Origin of the sequence: Planktothrix agardhii, from assembly GCF_904830935.1 — a bacterium.
Lineage (GTDB): Bacteria > Cyanobacteriota > Cyanobacteriia > Cyanobacteriales > Microcoleaceae > Planktothrix > Planktothrix agardhii.
Genome location: NZ_LR882952.1, coordinates 4,576,661 through 4,593,129 on the forward strand (window position 1 = coordinate 4,576,661; position 16,469 = coordinate 4,593,129).

Consider the following 16,469-nt stretch of genomic DNA (forward strand, 5'->3'; position numbering starts at 1 on the left):
AAATATAAAGGATGAGGCTGAGATGAAAAACACACTATCTAAAATTATTGGTTCTACTATATTAGCTACTGGAGTTGCAGTTTCCTTGGTTGCAGCACCTGCACAAGCAGGAAATGGAAATGGAAATGGAAATGGAAATGGAAATGGAAATGGAAATAATCAACAGACAACTCCAACAACTCCAACAAATTCCACAACAACAACTTCCAGTACAGGTTCCACAACTTTAAGTACAGGTTCCACAACTTCTAGTGCAGGTTCCAACATTTTCACGTTTGGATTTGGCAATGTCTTAGGTGGCGACACAGTTGGAGATAATCTTGTTGGCCAATTTAATTTTGATGTCAGCAAAACCAGTAACAACAAAGTTCTGTTCCAGTTTAAAAATACAGGTACAGTATCAAGTTCATTTATTAGCCAGATTAAATTTTCTGATGCTAGTAATTTACTGAACTTCAGTGCTTTGGCACCTAGTTTCAATATTTTGAATCCTGATGCTGGAAATTCTGTTAGTTTTGCCCTAGATACTGCTAATAAAGATTTAGCTCAATCTAATCTTATTACAAATTGGGTGGACAGCTTTGGTTTTGCATCAACCCAACAAGGTGCTAACCAAGCCGGAGTTGATCAAAAAGAAGCATTAGGCTTACTGTTTGATGGTAACTTTGACTCAGTGATCAGTAGCTTAAAGTCTAATCAGTTAAAAATCGGAATGCACGTTCAAGGAATTTATAATGGTAAAAGCGATGTTTTTGTTAGCTCTGTAGAAATCATCAAACCCGTTGAAGTTCCCGAACCCGCCACATTAGTTGGTTTAGGTTTAGCTTTTGGTGGAATGTTGGCTTCCCGTCGTCGTCAATCTAACTAAGAAAACGATGATTAAATTAGTCATCCCAAACCACTCAAAAATTGCATTAATATCTGTCTCACACTGTTGAGACCCTCAACCTTCATCTTATCCAAATAGTAGCGGTACTCATCATGCCGCTACTTTATTTAAGAAATAGATAACTCCAATTCAGGCTGTAGTTACAAGATTTAATCAATTGTATATCCAAACAATAAAATTACTATCAAAATCAGAGTACCGGGTGCATTTATCTATTAATAAACATCAAAAAATACAGTTTTAACTCAGGTAGAATTTTAATCTCCCTGAGTTTTTTTAAAGTTAGCGATCGCTTTTTATTGAATATTAACTAACAAATTGAGGCATAATTTCCGCCGCCGTAAATAAACCGTAAATCCCTCGACGATGAAGCTGAATTCCTGCCTTTAAATAGCCAAAAGCTGGCCCACAAACATTAGCTGCCATACTGGTTTCATCCCCTAAAGTAAAGGTATGGGTTGAAACTTTCCCTTCAAAAGTTCGGCCGGTAATTTGAACATTTGTACTTAAAGGTTTTTTGGGGTTGCGAGTATCCACAATTCCACCCACGGTAACGCGATCGCGTGAACAAATACCCGCCAACTCTAACATAATATCATCGGCGTGTTCCATATTTTCCAAGGTCAGTAAGCCCCCCGTTTCTGCTAACAAGGCTTCTATCTCTGCATCGGTCATCGCTCTAGCTTGTTCAACCGTATATCCGGGTAAATGACCAATATCTTCTCGAATAGTAGCGCGATAGGCTTCCCAATTAGCAATCCCGACTCCAAAAGTAATTTTAATGTTGTGAATTTCTGTATAACTTTGGGCGGCGAGGGCGGCTGCTGCTGTTAATAACCCAGGTGTCGCTCCACATCCGGTCATATAGGTAATTCCGGCGGTTTGTAACTCATCTTTGAGTTCTAATAATAATTCCACGGCACTCGTCCGTTTAATCGCATCGACTAATACCCCTCGCCATCCCAACCGAATAAAGGTTTTAGCCACACTAGCCATAAAATCATTAGGTAAATTCGGCAAAGCCAGAAAATATCCTTCAACCCCTGGGGCGGTTTTAACTAAATCTTCAATACTGTTACTACTCAAAACTCCATGGGTTTCTAAATATCCCACCGACCCTTGAGCTTGATATATCTCAATACAGCGATTCGGGTTCAGTCCCTCCCCATCATAAGCATAGCCCTTCTGATCGGCCACAGCCACCCACTGCATTTGCTGTTTTGGGGCTAAAACCCTTGTTGCTGCCTGTCCTAGCCCGCCAAATCCTAAAATTCCTACCCGAATCGGAGACAAACCTGCATTAACCATTACTGGACTCATTGAATCTGATTGAATTTAGACAATTCTCCATTATAATCCTTTCTTTACTATTACCCATTACCCATTACCCATTACCCATTACCCATTACCCATTACCCATTACTTAATTTCCAGACCCATTGGTGTCTCCAGACGCTGGGGGAGAAGGCTCAGAAGTGGGACTAGAATTGGTTTCTGGTAATACTTCGTCCTTCTTGGGTTCAGCTTGAGGAGCCGCCGGAGGAACTGTTACATTAACATTGGGAGCAGCTTGAGGAGCCGCCGGAGGAACTGTTACATTAACATTGGGAGCAGCTTGAGGAGCCGCCGGAGGAACTGTTACATTAACATTAGGAGCAGCTTGAGGAGCCGCCGGAGGAACTGTTACGTTAACATTGGGCTTAGGTTGGGGGACTTGCACGGGAACAGGAACAACTTGAGTTCGATTTTTCTCAATAATTACCGTATCTCGCCCTGGGGTTTGAGTTTTGGGAGTATTAAGTTCCGATTGTCCTGGCCCTACGGTTGGAGCTTTGGAGTCATCGGGTTTAAATAAACTAGGCCAAACTAGAAAACCAATTCCCAGTGATAATAATACAGCAATTCCTATGCCAATTATGGTACTCCAAGCTATGTCATTATTAACTTTAGTTCTTTCATTTTGACGAATAGATTCATCCCTTACTGGGTCAGGATTATCCCGATTAGAATGGGGCTGATTTAAAGGTCGATTATTCATAAATTTTTACCAAAGTTTATCCCAATTAAAAACGAATTGATTTAGATGAGATGATTAAATTAAATGTACCTAAAATTCTGGCCTAAATTCATCTATCTGAAGGCATAACCTATTGTGATATAAAAGTTGTTGGGCTTTAGCCCTTCTTGAAATCGGTGCTCAAGCACAACAACGAGGAATTTATTAATAGATTGATTTAAACTTTATTCTATTAGTTCTAATCACCTACAATTATGATTATTTTTACGCAATTAATTCCAGAGAAAGAGCATCAACAGGTTACAGTTAATCTGGCTCTAACCGCAGAAGAACGCACAAAAACCCGTCAATATATTGAAACCTTAGAGGGTAAAACCTATTATCTTCGTCTTCCTAGGGGAATAGTTTTAAAAGCGGGGGATTTATTAACCTCTGATGCTCAAGATATTTGGGCAAAAGTGATTGCTAAACCTGAACCTATTATTACAGTCAGGGCTAACCATTCCCTCGATTTATTAAAAGCGGCTTATCATTTAGGAAATCGTCATGTTCGGTTAGAAATTACCTCCGACTATTTACGATTTTCCCCCGATCCTGTACTATCTTCAATGTTAGTGCATCAAGGATTAACAATTCAAGAAGAAATTGCTCCTTTTTATCCTGAACGGGGAGCTTATGGACACGAGCATTAATAATTACGAATTACGAATAATGATTTTAAATTTATTACAACTTTCAAGTCCGGCTTTACCTTTGGGTGCTTATAGTTATTCTGAAGGTTTAGAAACCTTAGTGGAAACTCAAGTTATTACTGATCATTCTAGTTTATTACAGTGGTTAATTCAAGACTTGAATTATGGCGCAATTCGGTTAGAAGCTGCCTTAATGGTTCGGGCTTATCGCTGTGTGATTAATCAAGATTATCACCAATTTAGTTATTGGAATCAATGGTCAACGGCGGCGAAAGAAACATCGGAATTTCGACAACAAAGTTGGCAGATGGGAAATACTTTAATCCAGCTTTTAGTTAATTTGGAAAAGGTAAAACAAACAGATTTAGAATTACCTGATCTGAAAGATTGGACGGAAAAAGTGGGCAAACCTTGTAATTATGCGATCGCATTTGGACTAGGTGCAGTATATTGGGATCTTGATCTCAAAAATGCTTTACTGGGATATCTCTATAGTTGGGCGACTAATTTAATTAATGCTGGGGTAAAACTAATTCCTTTAGGTCAAACTATGGGTCAAACTTTACTCTTACAATTACACCCGGAAATAGAATCAACAGCTACAGCTATTTTACAATTAGAAGATGAGGATTTAGTGAGTTGTAATTGGGGGTTAGCATTAGCAAGCATGGCCCATGAAACCCAATATAGTCGATTATTTAGAAGTTGATTTTATTAAATTTATGCTATAATTAATATGGGTAATTTTAGTTTTAATTTTATGTCTGGTTTACGAGTTGGAATTGCTGGGCCAGTAGGTTCGGGAAAAACAGCCTTAGTTGATGTTTTGTGTAAGCAAATGCGAACCTCCTATCAATTAGCGGTAGTTACAAACGATATTTATACTCAAGAAGATGCTCAATTTTTAGTTAATTCCCAAGCCTTAGAAAGCGATCGCATTTTAGGGGTAGAAACCGGAGGTTGTCCCCATACAGCTATTCGGGAAGATGCTTCATTAAATTTAGCAGCTATTGAACAATTAGAAACCAAATTTAATCATTTAGATTTGTTATTTGTAGAAAGTGGTGGGGATAATTTAGCCGCTACCTTTAGCCCAGAATTAGTGGATATTACTATTTACGTTATTGATGTAGCCGCCGGAGATAAAATTCCCCGTAAAGGTGGCCCAGGAATTACCAAATCCGATCTATTAGTAATTAATAAAATTGATCTCGCGCCCTTAGTCGGTGCAGATTTAGGCATCATGGAAAGAGACGCGAAAAAAATGCGAGGAAACAAACCCTTTGTATTTACAAACCTAAAAACCCAACAAGGATTAGATGCTATCATCAAATTTATTAAATCCCACTTAATCCCGTAGTAAGCCCTTCAGGGCTTTCTTTGTTCCCTAGATTTAATAGTAAAAACTAATATTAATAACGATGTATAATTATTGGTTTGGTAACGATAAAAACTTGAAGAAGCCCTAAAGGGCTTACTACTTTTATGAAAAATTTAGAAATTAATCCCTCGCAATGGCAAGGAATATTAGAGTTAGATTATCAAAAAATCAATAATTCTACTCAGTTAGTTAAAGCCTATAGTCAAGCTCCATTAAAGATTCAGCGTTCTTTTTATCCTGAAGGTCAGGAGATTTGCCATAGTATAATATTACATACTGCCGGAGGAATGGTAGGCGGCGATCGCCTATCCCAAACCATTAATTTACAGCCGGAAACCCAGGTTTTATTAACTACTCCCGCAGCCAGTAAAATTTATCGAAGTTCGGGAGAGACCGTCCAAAATACTATTAATATTGAAATCCAAGAACAAGCCTATTTAGAGTTTATTCCCAGGGAAATGATTATCTTTAATGGAGCTATTTTTAGTCAAAATCTTCGAGTGAATTTAGCCCCGAATGCTTGTTATTTGGGATGGGAAATTACCCGGTTTGGACGTACAGCTAGGGGAGAAATATTCAACCAAGGACAATGGAAATCCTGTACGGAAATTTGGCAGAATGGCTGTCCAGTTTGGGTTGATCGACAGGGGTTTATTGCGAATGAAGAAATATTGAATAGTCCCCATGGTTTGGGGGGAAAACCTGTAATTGCCACCTTAACTTGGGTGGGACAACCTGTTTCTGAAGATATTGTGAAAAATATCAGACAATTGTGGTCGCAGCGAGAAACTTCTAGTCAAGCTGGAGTGACGCAATTAATATCAGGATTACTCTGTCGCTATCGGGGAAATTCTACCCAAGAGGTGATAAACTGGTTTACGGATGTTTGGCAGTTGCTCCGTCAAAATTATACGGGAAAATCAATTGTCAAACCCCGCGTCTGGCAACTTTAATCCTTGAAAAATTATTAACATAAATCTATGCAATTATCCCCGCAAGAAAAAGATAAGTTGTTGATTTTTACGGCTGCTTTATTAGCAGAAAGACGCAAAGAAAAAGGACTAAAATTAAACTATCCAGAAGCTGTTGCTTATATCACGGCTGCTATTTTGGAAGGAGCAAGGGAAGGACAAACGGTTTCGGAATTAATGAGTTATGGAAAAACAATTTTAAGGCGAGAAGATGTTATGGAGGGGATTCCTGAAATGATTCATGACGTACAGGTTGAAGCCACTTTTCCCGATGGAACAAAATTAGTTACGGTTCATGATCCTATCAGCAATTAGTAAATATCTAAAAGTATTCCTGCCAAAGTATATTAGTGAGCGAGGACGCTCACACTACAAGGATTTAAGCTACTAAGACTAATTCATGAATAATCGTACAATCCTTGTAGTGCCAGTGTCCTCACTGGCTAGAATATACAGTTTACTGATTACTGATTAATGGGGATAGCTCCGGTTTTTACGTCTAAATTTAGGGGTTGACCTTGACGTTTGATTTGCATTTTTAACTGACTTCCTACGGTTACATTTTCAACAATTTGTTGGATTTCATCGGCTTTAGTAACTGCGATATTATCCACTTGAATAATCACGTCTCCAGCGCGTAATCCTGATTGATGGGCGGGAGAATTGGGCATAACTCTGGCAATCAAAACTCCTTGATCTTCATTCACACTAATCGGACTATTGGGATCTTGATTTAAACTTTCTTTGACTTCAGGAGAAAGCGTGACCATTTGAATTCCCAAATAGGGATGTTCAACTTTTCCAGTGGTAGAAATTTGATCCGCAATGCGTTGAACTTGATTAATCGGAATCGCAAATCCTAAGCCCTGGGCGCCTTGAATAATGGCGGTATTCATCCCAATTACCTCACCCTTTTGATTCAGTAACGGCCCACCAGAATTACCCGGATTAATAGCGGCATCGGTTTGAATAAAACTAACTCGTTTATCGGGAATGCCAACTTCACTTCCCGAACGACCTGTAGCACTAATAATACCAACAGTTACAGTATTATCTAATCCTAATGGGTTGCCAATAGCGATCGCTAATTCCCCCGGTTGTAAAGTTTCAGAATTACCAATAGTTAAAGTCGGTAAATTATCCGCTTGAATTTCAATCACAGCAACATCCGTTACCGGGTCAGTACCAACTACTTTTCCTTCAAATTGACGACCATCTTTTAATACAACCGATACCTTTGTTGCCCCATCCACAACGTGAGCATTAGTAATAATTCTACCATTGGAATTAACAATAAATCCTGACCCGGAACCCCGAACAATTTCCTGTTTAGGAGCATTGGGCATTTGAGAACCAAAGAAACGTTCAAACGAGGGATCATTAAACTGTTGTGGCATCTGATTTTCAACGGTTTTGGTCGCATTAATTCGGACAACAGCCGGCCCGAAATGCTGTACCACGGAAGCCACCAGGTCAGGAGTAGCAATTGTCCCCTGCTTGGCACTGACCGGGGCGGGGAGGGCGGTCGGGGGTACGGGGGATGTCACCGTCGGGGGGCTGGGTTGAGGGCGTTGGAGTTGAGGCAGAATAGACATCCCAGCGATTCCTGCCCCTACCCCTAATAAAACTAAAGATAAAGATGTTAAAGATTGAGTTCTCGGGCGTTGAGTCGGACGGGGTGTTTCCGTCCATTCCAACCGAGAAGACTCTAGGGGAGAATTTAAAGCATCAAAATCAGATTTCATTGTAATACCTCTATCTATAAGGATTTATGGGAGTAGAACTGTTTAGTGCTTTACCCCGATATTCTTTAAGTTACAGGGTGAATATGACGTTACTGTGGCAAAGATATGACACGGAGATGAAGATTTAATCCGTATCCCGTATTGACACTCCCATGCCTAAAGGCGATGGGATTCTTGAATCAATGACCGCACTTAACCAATTCTGATTGCTCAGAACTAGCCAGAGGTTCAGTCTCCTCAAGCGTAGAAATTTCGGTGTGCCCCACCGTATTTTTTAATCCTAATCCTCTGGCTAAAATATTTTTTGCCGCGTTTAAATCCCGATGTTCAGCTAATCCACAATTAGGACATTTGGGTTTCTGTTTTTGACAGTTTTGATAAAACCGAGAAATTCCCATCCAAGCTCGATCAGCAGCAGCTTGTCTAGCTTGAGAATTAAGTTTTTTAGCCCATTCAAATTCCTTAGCTAAAGTGGCACAAAGTTTTTGCAGGTCGTTTTTGCTAACACCGCGATTGTCCATCCATTACCTTAAAGCCTTATTACGAACAAAATTAGTAGTACGAATAGCTTCATCCAGTGCCTCATACTGCCAATTTTTTCCGCTCAACTTTACTTCTAGTACCAGCATTTATTTCTTGGTGTTAGTATTAATAGTATAACATACAATTAATTAATCTTGACTGCCCCGCGCATAGACAGTCCGATTCATCCCAACGCCTTAAGTCGTGGGCTTTCTCGGTCGTTACCTGTAAGCCCTTCAGGGCTTATTCCCCATCTTTAAATATCATAAGAGAGTCCTGAAGGACTCACTACGGTTAGCGAACATCAATTTTTGCTAAGGTCGTATTGCGGTAATAGTGGGCTAGAATTTGTTGATAATTGTATCCACCCCGAGCCAAATTATAGGCCCCCCATTGACTTAAACCCACCCCATGACCAAAGCCACGACCCGTGACTTGAAAACTGGTCGTCCCACTTTTTCGATTCACTTGAAACCGGGTGCTACGAAGTCCCAGGGCTGAGGCAATATCATCCCCACTCATCACTCGCGCCCCTTTGTCCCCAACTACTTTCATCGCCAGAATACTACCATAGGCCGAAGTCCGTTGCGGAGTCATCGTCGTAATATTCCCGACACCAGAAATCCGTTTACTTAAATCCGTTTGTGAGAAGGTTTTTGTCCATTCAAATACCGGAGTTCCTTGGTCAAAGTCTGGGACTCCCCGTAAATAGGGTAAGGGTTCATTCCAGACATCCTCAACGTTCTCGGTATGTCCCCCAGAAGCCGAATGAAAAGCCGCCAAAATGGCTTGACCGTTATAGGTCAAAACCTGTCCCCTGGTCGCATTCACCGCCGCCAGAGTTCCCGTGGATTCAGTAATTAAACCTTTATAGACCTGGGAATTTTGATCATCTCCAACATCAAAAACCCCATTGCTGCGTTGACGTCTGTAGAGAGCGTAGGTTCGCGCCGCCACCGCCTGAGCTTTCAGGGCTTCCTGGGGCCATCCGCTATCCATTTCCGCCCCCAGAACACTATAGAGATATTCTTCTAAATCAACATAATTAATCGCCGTTAAACCGCCATTCCGAGGCACTAATAACACCCGTCCTCGATACCAACCATTACCTATCCACACATTCCCCCCATTGCTGGGGTCAATCCAGAGTTGGGAACCTTGCCAGTTGCCCAGGGCGACCTGTCCGGCTTTGGCTTGGGCGACACCGCCTCCCATCGCTGCCAACTCCCCTAGGACTTTACCATTGCCATCTCGGACAACAGCCTGGGTGGTGCTACCGACTTTAACCTGATTCGCACCGTCTTTAATAGCGACCCGCAATAATAATTGGGCTTGGGCCGGGGCAACCAGACAGAACCAAATCAGCAATGTCGCCCACCCATAGCGTTTGAAACGTTGCACGGAGTTAGTAAAAGTATTCTGAGGTTGGGTCAGGGAACAAACCATAATCTCGATCAGATCCAGCACCGACTAATCTATCACAACTTCCCAAACCAAAACACCCTCCCCTAGAGATTTTAACTTTAGGGGAGGGCTAATTCAAAAAATACTGGCAACTTTTTTAGAGATAGGATAGTTTAAAGTAATATTGCTGACGGTTTACAAGGGGGCTAAAAGGTATAGGGGTTCTGGAAAAGGCTTAAAAATTAAGCAATTGGGGTAACAAAAATATATTAATAGCTGACAAGAATTAAGCCGTGTCTCTAATTCAGTTAGGGTTTTGCTAAGGGAATCGAACATTGAGTCCGATTAAAATTAGAATCTTCTCCCTCAGAAGGAATCGCTAAAATTTCTAAACGACCCTTCATTAAACTCAATAAAGTTTGATTCATCAACAGCCGCATTCCTGGGGATAAAGTTCCTTGCTCAAACGGAGGTTGATCAATATCTAATGTGGATTTTAATAAATCCCAAGACTCACTCCAAGCACTAACCGGACGTTGATCATCAACCCAAATATGCACAAATCCCGTTTCGGGAGAAGGATGTGCAGAAACATTCACACTTCCCTCGGTCATTTGAGCGATCGCAGTATCCACTAAACTGACTAAAACTTGTCGCAGTCGAGGTAAATCTGCCATCACATAAATATCACTATCAGGAGGATCAATTTTTAATCTAATACTACGATTTTCCGCCTGCATACAGGTTAAATCTTCTACCTCATCCATGAGTTTTGCTAACCCAATGGCATGAATATCCATAGTATCTGTGCCATATTCTGTTTTAGCCACAGAAATCACTTCATCTAATAATCTCACCATTTTCAACGCTGATGTGTGGGTGAGATTGATAAATTCTCGCTCCTCCTCTGGGTTCTCGCAGAGATCGGAAATAATTATTTGTAACGTACCAATCATGCTACTAAGGGGCGATCGCAACTCATGGGACGTCCGCGCCAAAAACCCCGCTTTAAATAAACTCAATTCCGTCGCCGAATGATAGGCAAGTTGAGTTTGTTTCAATTGATAAGATAGGGTTTGCACCTGCTGTTGATAATCGACATTTTTCAAGGGGTCATCCGTCCCAACTGGGTCGGGCGATTTTTTGCCTTTTCCCAGCCATAGCTGATTTAGGGCGACCCCTAACCCCAACCCAAAACCTAAATATAAAAATTCATTCCAACCCATTTCAGTTATCAGTAATCAGTTATCAGTTATCAGTGTAGGAGTTGATCAGTTATTGGTCAACTTCAGTAATCAGTAATTAGTTTCCCCCTTTTCCAAGCAGGGCTAGGGGGTAAGAGTTAAGAGTTGATCAACCGTTTGAAATCTCGAAGTTAATCAACAGATTAGTATTTATTCTTTACTGATTACTGATTACTAAATTACCCTGTCTTAGAATTTTCCATTGACCATTGCTTTGCCATTTTACCACCGTTGAAGGAATAGTTGATGGGATGATAGTTGGATCAAATTCCGAGGAAAATAACGTGAAAACATCGGGAAATTGAGTATTAATTTCAGCCATTGTTAACAGGGGCGGTTGTCCTGATAAATTAGCGCTAGTGGTTGCCATCGGGCCAGTGCGGGCTAAAATAGATTCAGCGATCACACAATTCGGAACCCTTACCCCAATTGTAGACGGATCAGCCGGATTCATTGCCGGAGAAACTTTTTCAGAAGCAGGTAATACCAAAGTTAAGGCTCCGGGCCAATACTGTTGGGCGATACTTTTCCAAACTAATAATTCTTCAACTGTCCCATTCACATAAGGCCATAATGTTTCCGGTGTGGCGGCCATTAATATTAATGGTTTATCTTGACTCCTTTGTTTCGTCTGAAAAATCAATTCCGCCCGATCGGGACGGGTGGCTAAAGCGGGTACAGTGTCCGTTGGGAAACTAACCACACCCTCACCAGCAATTGCCATATCAATTAGAGCATCAACAGAGACTTGAACCATAGATTTGAATCATAACGAAGAGATCCAGCGATTGAAATCGTGGCTACACAAGCGAAGTCCGCCTACGCGGACTATTGATCAAGGGTTTAAAACCCGCGCAGGCGGGTTTTGTTTGTGTAGCCACGGTTTCAACCGATGGATCACTGTTTTTCTTATAAGCTATAACAAAACGATCAAATCCCGCTAAGTCAGGAATAATTTTAATCCCAGAGTAACTTCCTTGAGCCTCTAACAACCTGGCAACCCCTTCTCCTTGTCCGGCCATCATTTCCACAATCCAAACCCCTCCAGGGCGCAAATAATGGGGAGCAGTTTCTACTAAATAGCGAATACAATCAAAACCATCGTCACCACCATCTAAGGCTAAAGTTGGCTCATGTTGGGCAACTTCCGGTTGCAAAGTCGGAATAATATCAGAGGGAATATAGGGCGGGTTAGATACCATTCCCGTTAGTTGTCCTTTTAAGAATTGTAGCGGTTCCCACCAAGACCCGTGATGGAATTGGATACGGCTACTTAAACCTGTGGTTTCAGCGTTAGATTCAGCGATCGCCAAAGCCTCTAAACTGGTATCTACACCATGAATTTCAGCCGTTGGAAAACTATCAGCCAAACCCAGAGCGATCGCACCACTTCCCGTCCCCAAATCCACCCAAATCCCACTATTATCAATATTTTCAATAGCAGATACAGCTAAATCAATAATTAACTCCGTTTCAGGACGAGGAATCAGAACCTGCGGAGACACCTTTAACGTAAAATGACGCCAGTAAGTTCTCCCCGCAAGATATTGCAAAGGTATACGCTCAGTCAAGCGTCGTTGCCACAGTTGAGTTAATTCCGACCAAGGAACTAGAAGGGGAATCGCAGGTTGTTGTTTGAAGGCTTGTAAACGTAGAGTTAACCGATCCAAACCCCCTAACTCTTGGAGAAACCAGTGAATTTCATTAGGGGAAACCCCAAAGGCGGCACATTCAGCATGAGCCTGTTCAATCCACCCTTGCAGTTGCCAACCCGATATCGTTTCCCCCATGATAGTTTCCTCGGATTGATTCAATTAACGAGGGGCGGGGGCGGGGGCGGGTTGATTTTTTTGTAAATACTCCAAAGTTTCACGAGGCGGAATCAAGACAACCCGATTTAAGAATTGGTCATTATCTTTTTTCAAAGCATCCAACAACCCTTCCAGGTTAACCACATCAATTTTTACGTTAGAGATTAAATCAGGCTGTTGAGTTTTAAATTGAGTCAACATATTTTGCAGATCCTCTTTGTAGAAGAACATTGGGATCACCTGTTCATTACCATTTTGAATCGTCAGATAGCCATTATCCGGCCCACCCTTAGCAATAAACAACGGAACACCGTTAAACTCGCTTACACCTTGTCCATTTTCTTGTAAAACAGTCTTGGCTAAATCCACTTGTTTTTGTACCGGGACGTAGGCAAACTGAACTTCATCCGCCGAACCCTGACCTTGTTGACTCATCCGGTATACTTCCCCCAGGGAAACCGTGGTGACTTGAATAGTCGAAGCCAATTTGGGGTCACGACTTTTTAAGCGATCGATAAAGGCCACAGCATCCGTGCGACTAATAAACACACCCGCGACCGCAGCTTTTTTATCTCCCTGGGGTACAGTCGCAACTAAAGGGGCTCCCTGGGTATCAGTAATCGTAAAAACTGGAATCGAACGAAGTTTTTCTAGAATTTGGTTTTCTGGAATTGCATAAGCTGGCTCAGTTCCCACCGGAATCAAGCTAAATAAACGTAATCCCGAATCAGGACTTAGTAAAAACGTACCGCCCACAACTCCCAATACCGCGCCCAAACGAACAATTGATCTGATCATGTTTCCAAATTTTGAATTAAATATTTTTTAGATTGCAGATGCAGTGTGTACCACTGAACCCAGGGGGATGCAGTAGGAGTAACGCTAAACACAGAACCCGGGTCATGTTGACCACCGATAAGTTGCACTGACGATAAAGGAGTTGTTTTTCTCCCCAAAATCTCAAGAAATATCAACCAGAGAAAATTTTAATCCAAGTCAGCCTGCCCCTTAAACATGACCCATCCTAACACACCGATCACGGGATGGACAAAAAGAATCAAGACTAATCAAAACCAAGTTAAAATTTAGAATCGGGATGACAGGATTCGAACCTGCGGCATCCTGCTCCCAAAGCAGGCGCGCTACCAAGCTGCGCTACATCCCGTTTAATCTTTTCTGAGTATAACCTAGATTTACACAAATTGGATTAAAAATTGCAAAATTGATTCAGAAGAAGCTAGGGTCGGTTGTCTGTTGTCGGTTATCAGTTATTTGTTCACACCTCCATACCTCAACACCTCAACCGCCAACCCAGGCTTAATCTGGATACCAAAACATTCCTTTGATCCCCTCTGGATCGGATATAAAACCCAAATTTCGGTAAAAATCCACAACATGAGGGTCAGCAAATAGAGTAATGTTGCTGATATCATCGCTACGGAGTTTTTTGATGATAAATTTCATCAGGGCTTTACCCATACCCTTATTCTGGAAATCTGGGTGAACAACCACATCCCAGAGCGTAGCATTAAAAGCATGATCGGATGTAGCCCTAGCAAAACCAATCAGCCGTCGCTGATTCCCTCGAATTTGCCACATAGAAACTACAAGGAAACTATACTGAATGGCTTTTTTAACTTTACGCAGGGGCCGCCGAGACCAACCGACTGCATTGCAAAGTTCTTCCAATTCATATAAATCAATGTCCCGATCGGTACTAAAAAAAATGCGACCATTATTACTTGATGACGGGCGAGAGTTTAGGGATACGGACTCCTCGCCTCCACCCTCATACCCCTCATACTCCACCTGGCAGGAGGACGAGGAGGAGGACTCTGAACTGCTAAACAAGTTTTTCCAAAAACCCATGCAGGCGTAGTTAAGGTAATAGATTTTCAATGAACGTATTAGATAGTATATCTCCCGTACCTTCACCTCAATTATGGCTCCGGGCTTAAAATCCTCAACTTTAGAACTCCTAAAACGCTTCAATCGGGCGTTTCCACAGTTTTATGAGCAATTTGTCAGTAGTGAAATTCAATTGCAAAATCTTAAACTGGCCTATCAAGTTTACCAAACCAAGCAGGCTGTTATTGAAATTCAGCCGGACAGTAACAAAAGTGTCCTCCATTTTTCCTATCGGAATCAATCATTTTTACTCAGCGATATTTTTGGGGTTTTGGCGGCCTATGGCTTGACAATTCATAGTCTGAGTTTGTATGGCCAAATTTATCCGCCGATGTTGGTGTTTATTAAGTTAGTGGTTTCTCGTGGAGGAAAAGCTCTCACGGATAAAACCTCGGAAAATGTTTGTCGGGCCGTGCGAGAAGCCTTGGCGGGACATTTTGAGGTGGAAGAAATGTTGGCGGTGGAATTTAACCTGGATGCTGGGTTAGAGGATGTGGCCACAGAATTTTATGTTGACCCGGTATTTCATCTCCCGGCGTTATTAATTGAAGCGGATAACCAACCGGGATTATTTTATAAAGTTATGTATGCGATTTGGCAGGAGGATTTATTGGTGGTGAATGCTAATTTGTTAGTTTGGCGGGGACGCACCCGGTTAATTTTATATTTATTGGGGCCAAATGAAAGTTTGATTCCTGAATATCTTGGTCAAAAAATTGCCGAGGGAATGCGACAACGGTTAATGGGAGAACGATTTTAAACAGTTATTTTCATGATTACTGCTGTCGATTTATTTAGTGGTTGTGGTGGTCTATCTCTGGGTTTTCAGCAAGCAGGAATTGAGATATTAGCAGCCATTGACAATAATCGTGTTTTCTTAGAGGTCTATCAAGCAAATTTTGATCATTTAGCTATTTTACAAGACCTCACAGATGAAGTTGCAGCCATCAAAATTATCCAACAACTTGCTCCTGAAATGATCATTGGTGGCCCCCCATGTCAAGATTTTTCTAGTGCTGGCAAACTTAATATAAATGGTAGTAGAGCTAATTTAACTTATAACTTTGCTAATATTGTTTGTGCCATTAAACCTAAATGGTTTGTTATGGAAAATGTGCCAAGAATAACTAAAAGTCCGATTCTGACACAAATATCTGAGCAGTTTTTGAACAATGGTTATGGTTTATCTGCCATTGTTTTAAATGCGTCTTTTTGTAATACACCCCAATCGCGATCGCGTTTTTTTTTAATAGGTGAACTTGCAGGTAAAAATAATGCTTTGGTAGATTTATTAAAATTGGGTTTATCCAAAAAACCAATGACAATTAGAGATTATCTTGGGGATAGATTAAATCTTCAATATTATTATAGACATCCCAGAAGCTATGCTCGACGAGGGATATTTTCTATTGATGAACCCAGTCCCACCATTAGAGGAGTTAATCGTCCGATACCACCCAACTATAAACTCCATAGTGGTGATCCGCAAGATATTGATCTACATACTATCAGACCTTTATCTACTATAGAACGGAGTTATATTCAAACCTTCCCCGATTCTTTTAAATTTTTGGGAACTAAAACCAATTTAGAACAAATGATCGGAAATTCCGTTCCTGTGAATTTGGCTTTTTTTGTCGCTTCTACCCTTTTGAAATATATATGTCAAGGTATTGATCCGGGTTGAAAATAATAATGCGGATGGCGAGACTCGAACTCGCAAGGACAAAGCCACACGCCCCTCAAACGTGCGCGTATACCAATTCCGCCACATCCGCTTATGAACACTGCGTTTAATCTTGCAGTCAACTTACTAATATAGCACAGCTTCCTCAACCTGTCACCCCTTTTCTAAAATTTTTTTCAGATCCGGCAAATTTGGGGT

17 protein-coding genes, 2 tRNA genes and 1 pseudogene are annotated in these 16,469 nt (G+C 41.3%); 8 read left to right on the forward strand and 12 right to left on the reverse strand.

The features are described from left to right. The first annotated feature begins 22 nt into the window (after window positions 1-22). Window positions 23-868, forward strand: a complete 846-nt coding sequence (locus NMG88_RS20915; RefSeq protein ID WP_227364736.1) for a PEP-CTERM sorting domain-containing protein — start codon at window positions 23-25, stop codon at window positions 866-868. A gap of 327 nt (window positions 869-1,195) precedes the next feature. On the opposite strand, the gene bioU is transcribed toward NMG88_RS20915, so the two are convergent. Beyond that, window positions 1,196-2,209: a (S)-8-amino-7-oxononanoate synthase BioU gene (bioU, locus tag NMG88_RS20920; protein WP_227351298.1), complete on the reverse strand. Its 1,014-nt coding sequence runs from the start codon at window positions 2,207-2,209 to the stop codon at window positions 1,196-1,198. A gap of 103 nt (window positions 2,210-2,312) precedes the next feature. After that, window positions 2,313-2,927 carry a hypothetical protein gene (locus NMG88_RS20925; protein ID WP_026797321.1) on the reverse strand — a complete coding sequence of 205 codons (615 nt, stop codon included), beginning with the start codon at window positions 2,925-2,927 and terminating at the stop codon, window positions 2,313-2,315. A gap of 233 nt (window positions 2,928-3,160) precedes the next feature. Here NMG88_RS20925 and ureE point away from each other — a divergent pair, with 233 nt between their 5' ends. The 5 genes from ureE (at window position 3,161) to ureA (ending at window position 6,265) form a co-directional block, all read left to right on the forward strand. Next, the gene (gene ureE / locus NMG88_RS20930; RefSeq protein ID WP_042156506.1) at window positions 3,161-3,598 is read left to right on the forward strand and encodes an urease accessory protein UreE; all 438 of its coding nucleotides are present in this window, start codon (window positions 3,161-3,163) and stop codon (window positions 3,596-3,598) included. A gap of 19 nt (window positions 3,599-3,617) precedes the next feature. Further along, entirely contained in the window at window positions 3,618-4,307 is a 690-nt protein-coding gene (locus NMG88_RS20935; protein WP_042156508.1) for an urease accessory protein UreF, read from the forward strand. Between the two features lie 51 nt (window positions 4,308-4,358). After that, window positions 4,359-4,958, forward strand: coding sequence for an urease accessory protein UreG (ureG, locus tag NMG88_RS20940; RefSeq protein ID WP_026787568.1), 600 nt, complete (start codon window positions 4,359-4,361; stop codon window positions 4,956-4,958). A 125-nt stretch (window positions 4,959-5,083) separates the two neighbouring features. Beyond that, on the forward strand, window positions 5,084-5,932 hold the full coding sequence (locus NMG88_RS20945; RefSeq protein WP_227351300.1) for an urease accessory protein UreD: 849 nt from the start codon (window positions 5,084-5,086) through the stop codon (window positions 5,930-5,932). 27 nt (window positions 5,933-5,959) lie between these two features. Next, window positions 5,960-6,265 carry an urease subunit gamma gene (gene ureA, locus NMG88_RS20950; RefSeq protein WP_227351301.1) on the forward strand — a complete coding sequence of 102 codons (306 nt, stop codon included), beginning with the start codon at window positions 5,960-5,962 and terminating at the stop codon, window positions 6,263-6,265. A 149-nt stretch (window positions 6,266-6,414) separates the two neighbouring features. On the opposite strand, the gene NMG88_RS20955 is transcribed toward ureA, so the two are convergent. The 9 genes and pseudogenes from NMG88_RS20955 to NMG88_RS21000 all read right to left on the reverse strand — a co-directional run bounded on the left by NMG88_RS20955 (window position 6,415) and on the right by NMG88_RS21000 (window position 14,545). Next, window positions 6,415-7,695 carry an HhoA/HhoB/HtrA family serine endopeptidase gene (locus NMG88_RS20955; RefSeq protein WP_227351302.1) on the reverse strand — a complete coding sequence of 427 codons (1,281 nt, stop codon included), beginning with the start codon at window positions 7,693-7,695 and terminating at the stop codon, window positions 6,415-6,417. A 179-nt stretch (window positions 7,696-7,874) separates the two neighbouring features. Then, a pseudogene (locus NMG88_RS22615) lies at window positions 7,875-8,324 on the reverse strand (zinc ribbon domain-containing protein). A 187-nt stretch (window positions 8,325-8,511) separates the two neighbouring features. Then, window positions 8,512-9,663 (reverse strand): SpoIID/LytB domain-containing protein, encoded by a 1,152-nt coding sequence (locus tag NMG88_RS20970; protein WP_254035774.1) that lies wholly within the window; start codon window positions 9,661-9,663, stop codon window positions 8,512-8,514. A gap of 266 nt (window positions 9,664-9,929) precedes the next feature. Next, the gene (locus NMG88_RS20975) at window positions 9,930-10,847 is read right to left on the reverse strand and encodes a sensor histidine kinase (RefSeq protein WP_227351303.1); all 918 of its coding nucleotides are present in this window, start codon (window positions 10,845-10,847) and stop codon (window positions 9,930-9,932) included. Window positions 10,848-11,022: 175 nt separating this feature from the next. Continuing rightward, the gene (locus NMG88_RS20980; protein WP_042156516.1) at window positions 11,023-11,622 is read right to left on the reverse strand and encodes an L-threonylcarbamoyladenylate synthase; all 600 of its coding nucleotides are present in this window, start codon (window positions 11,620-11,622) and stop codon (window positions 11,023-11,025) included. A 43-nt stretch (window positions 11,623-11,665) separates the two neighbouring features. Further along, window positions 11,666-12,655, reverse strand: a complete 990-nt coding sequence (gene prmC / locus NMG88_RS20985; protein ID WP_235766109.1) for a peptide chain release factor N(5)-glutamine methyltransferase — start codon at window positions 12,653-12,655, stop codon at window positions 11,666-11,668. A 24-nt stretch (window positions 12,656-12,679) separates the two neighbouring features. Further along, the gene (locus NMG88_RS20990; protein WP_052369690.1) at window positions 12,680-13,474 is read right to left on the reverse strand and encodes a Tic22 family protein; all 795 of its coding nucleotides are present in this window, start codon (window positions 13,472-13,474) and stop codon (window positions 12,680-12,682) included. Window positions 13,475-13,767: 293 nt separating this feature from the next. Then, a tRNA-Pro gene (locus NMG88_RS20995) sits at window positions 13,768-13,841 on the reverse strand. Window positions 13,842-13,993: 152 nt separating this feature from the next. Beyond that, window positions 13,994-14,545: a GNAT family N-acetyltransferase gene (locus NMG88_RS21000; protein ID WP_042156520.1), complete on the reverse strand. Its 552-nt coding sequence runs from the start codon at window positions 14,543-14,545 to the stop codon at window positions 13,994-13,996. A 73-nt stretch (window positions 14,546-14,618) separates the two neighbouring features. Here NMG88_RS21000 and NMG88_RS21005 point away from each other — a divergent pair, with 73 nt between their 5' ends. Together NMG88_RS21005 and NMG88_RS21010 are read left to right on the forward strand one after the other, a co-directional pair. Continuing rightward, window positions 14,619-15,344, forward strand: coding sequence for a hypothetical protein (locus tag NMG88_RS21005; RefSeq protein ID WP_042156522.1), 726 nt, complete (start codon window positions 14,619-14,621; stop codon window positions 15,342-15,344). Window positions 15,345-15,356: 12 nt separating this feature from the next. Next, window positions 15,357-16,271 carry a DNA cytosine methyltransferase gene (locus NMG88_RS21010; protein ID WP_227351305.1) on the forward strand — a complete coding sequence of 305 codons (915 nt, stop codon included), beginning with the start codon at window positions 15,357-15,359 and terminating at the stop codon, window positions 16,269-16,271. Window positions 16,272-16,280: 9 nt separating this feature from the next. Here NMG88_RS21010 and NMG88_RS21015 read toward each other — a convergent pair. Then, window positions 16,281-16,362 (reverse strand) — tRNA-Leu (locus NMG88_RS21015). Window positions 16,363-16,469 lie beyond the last annotated feature (107 nt).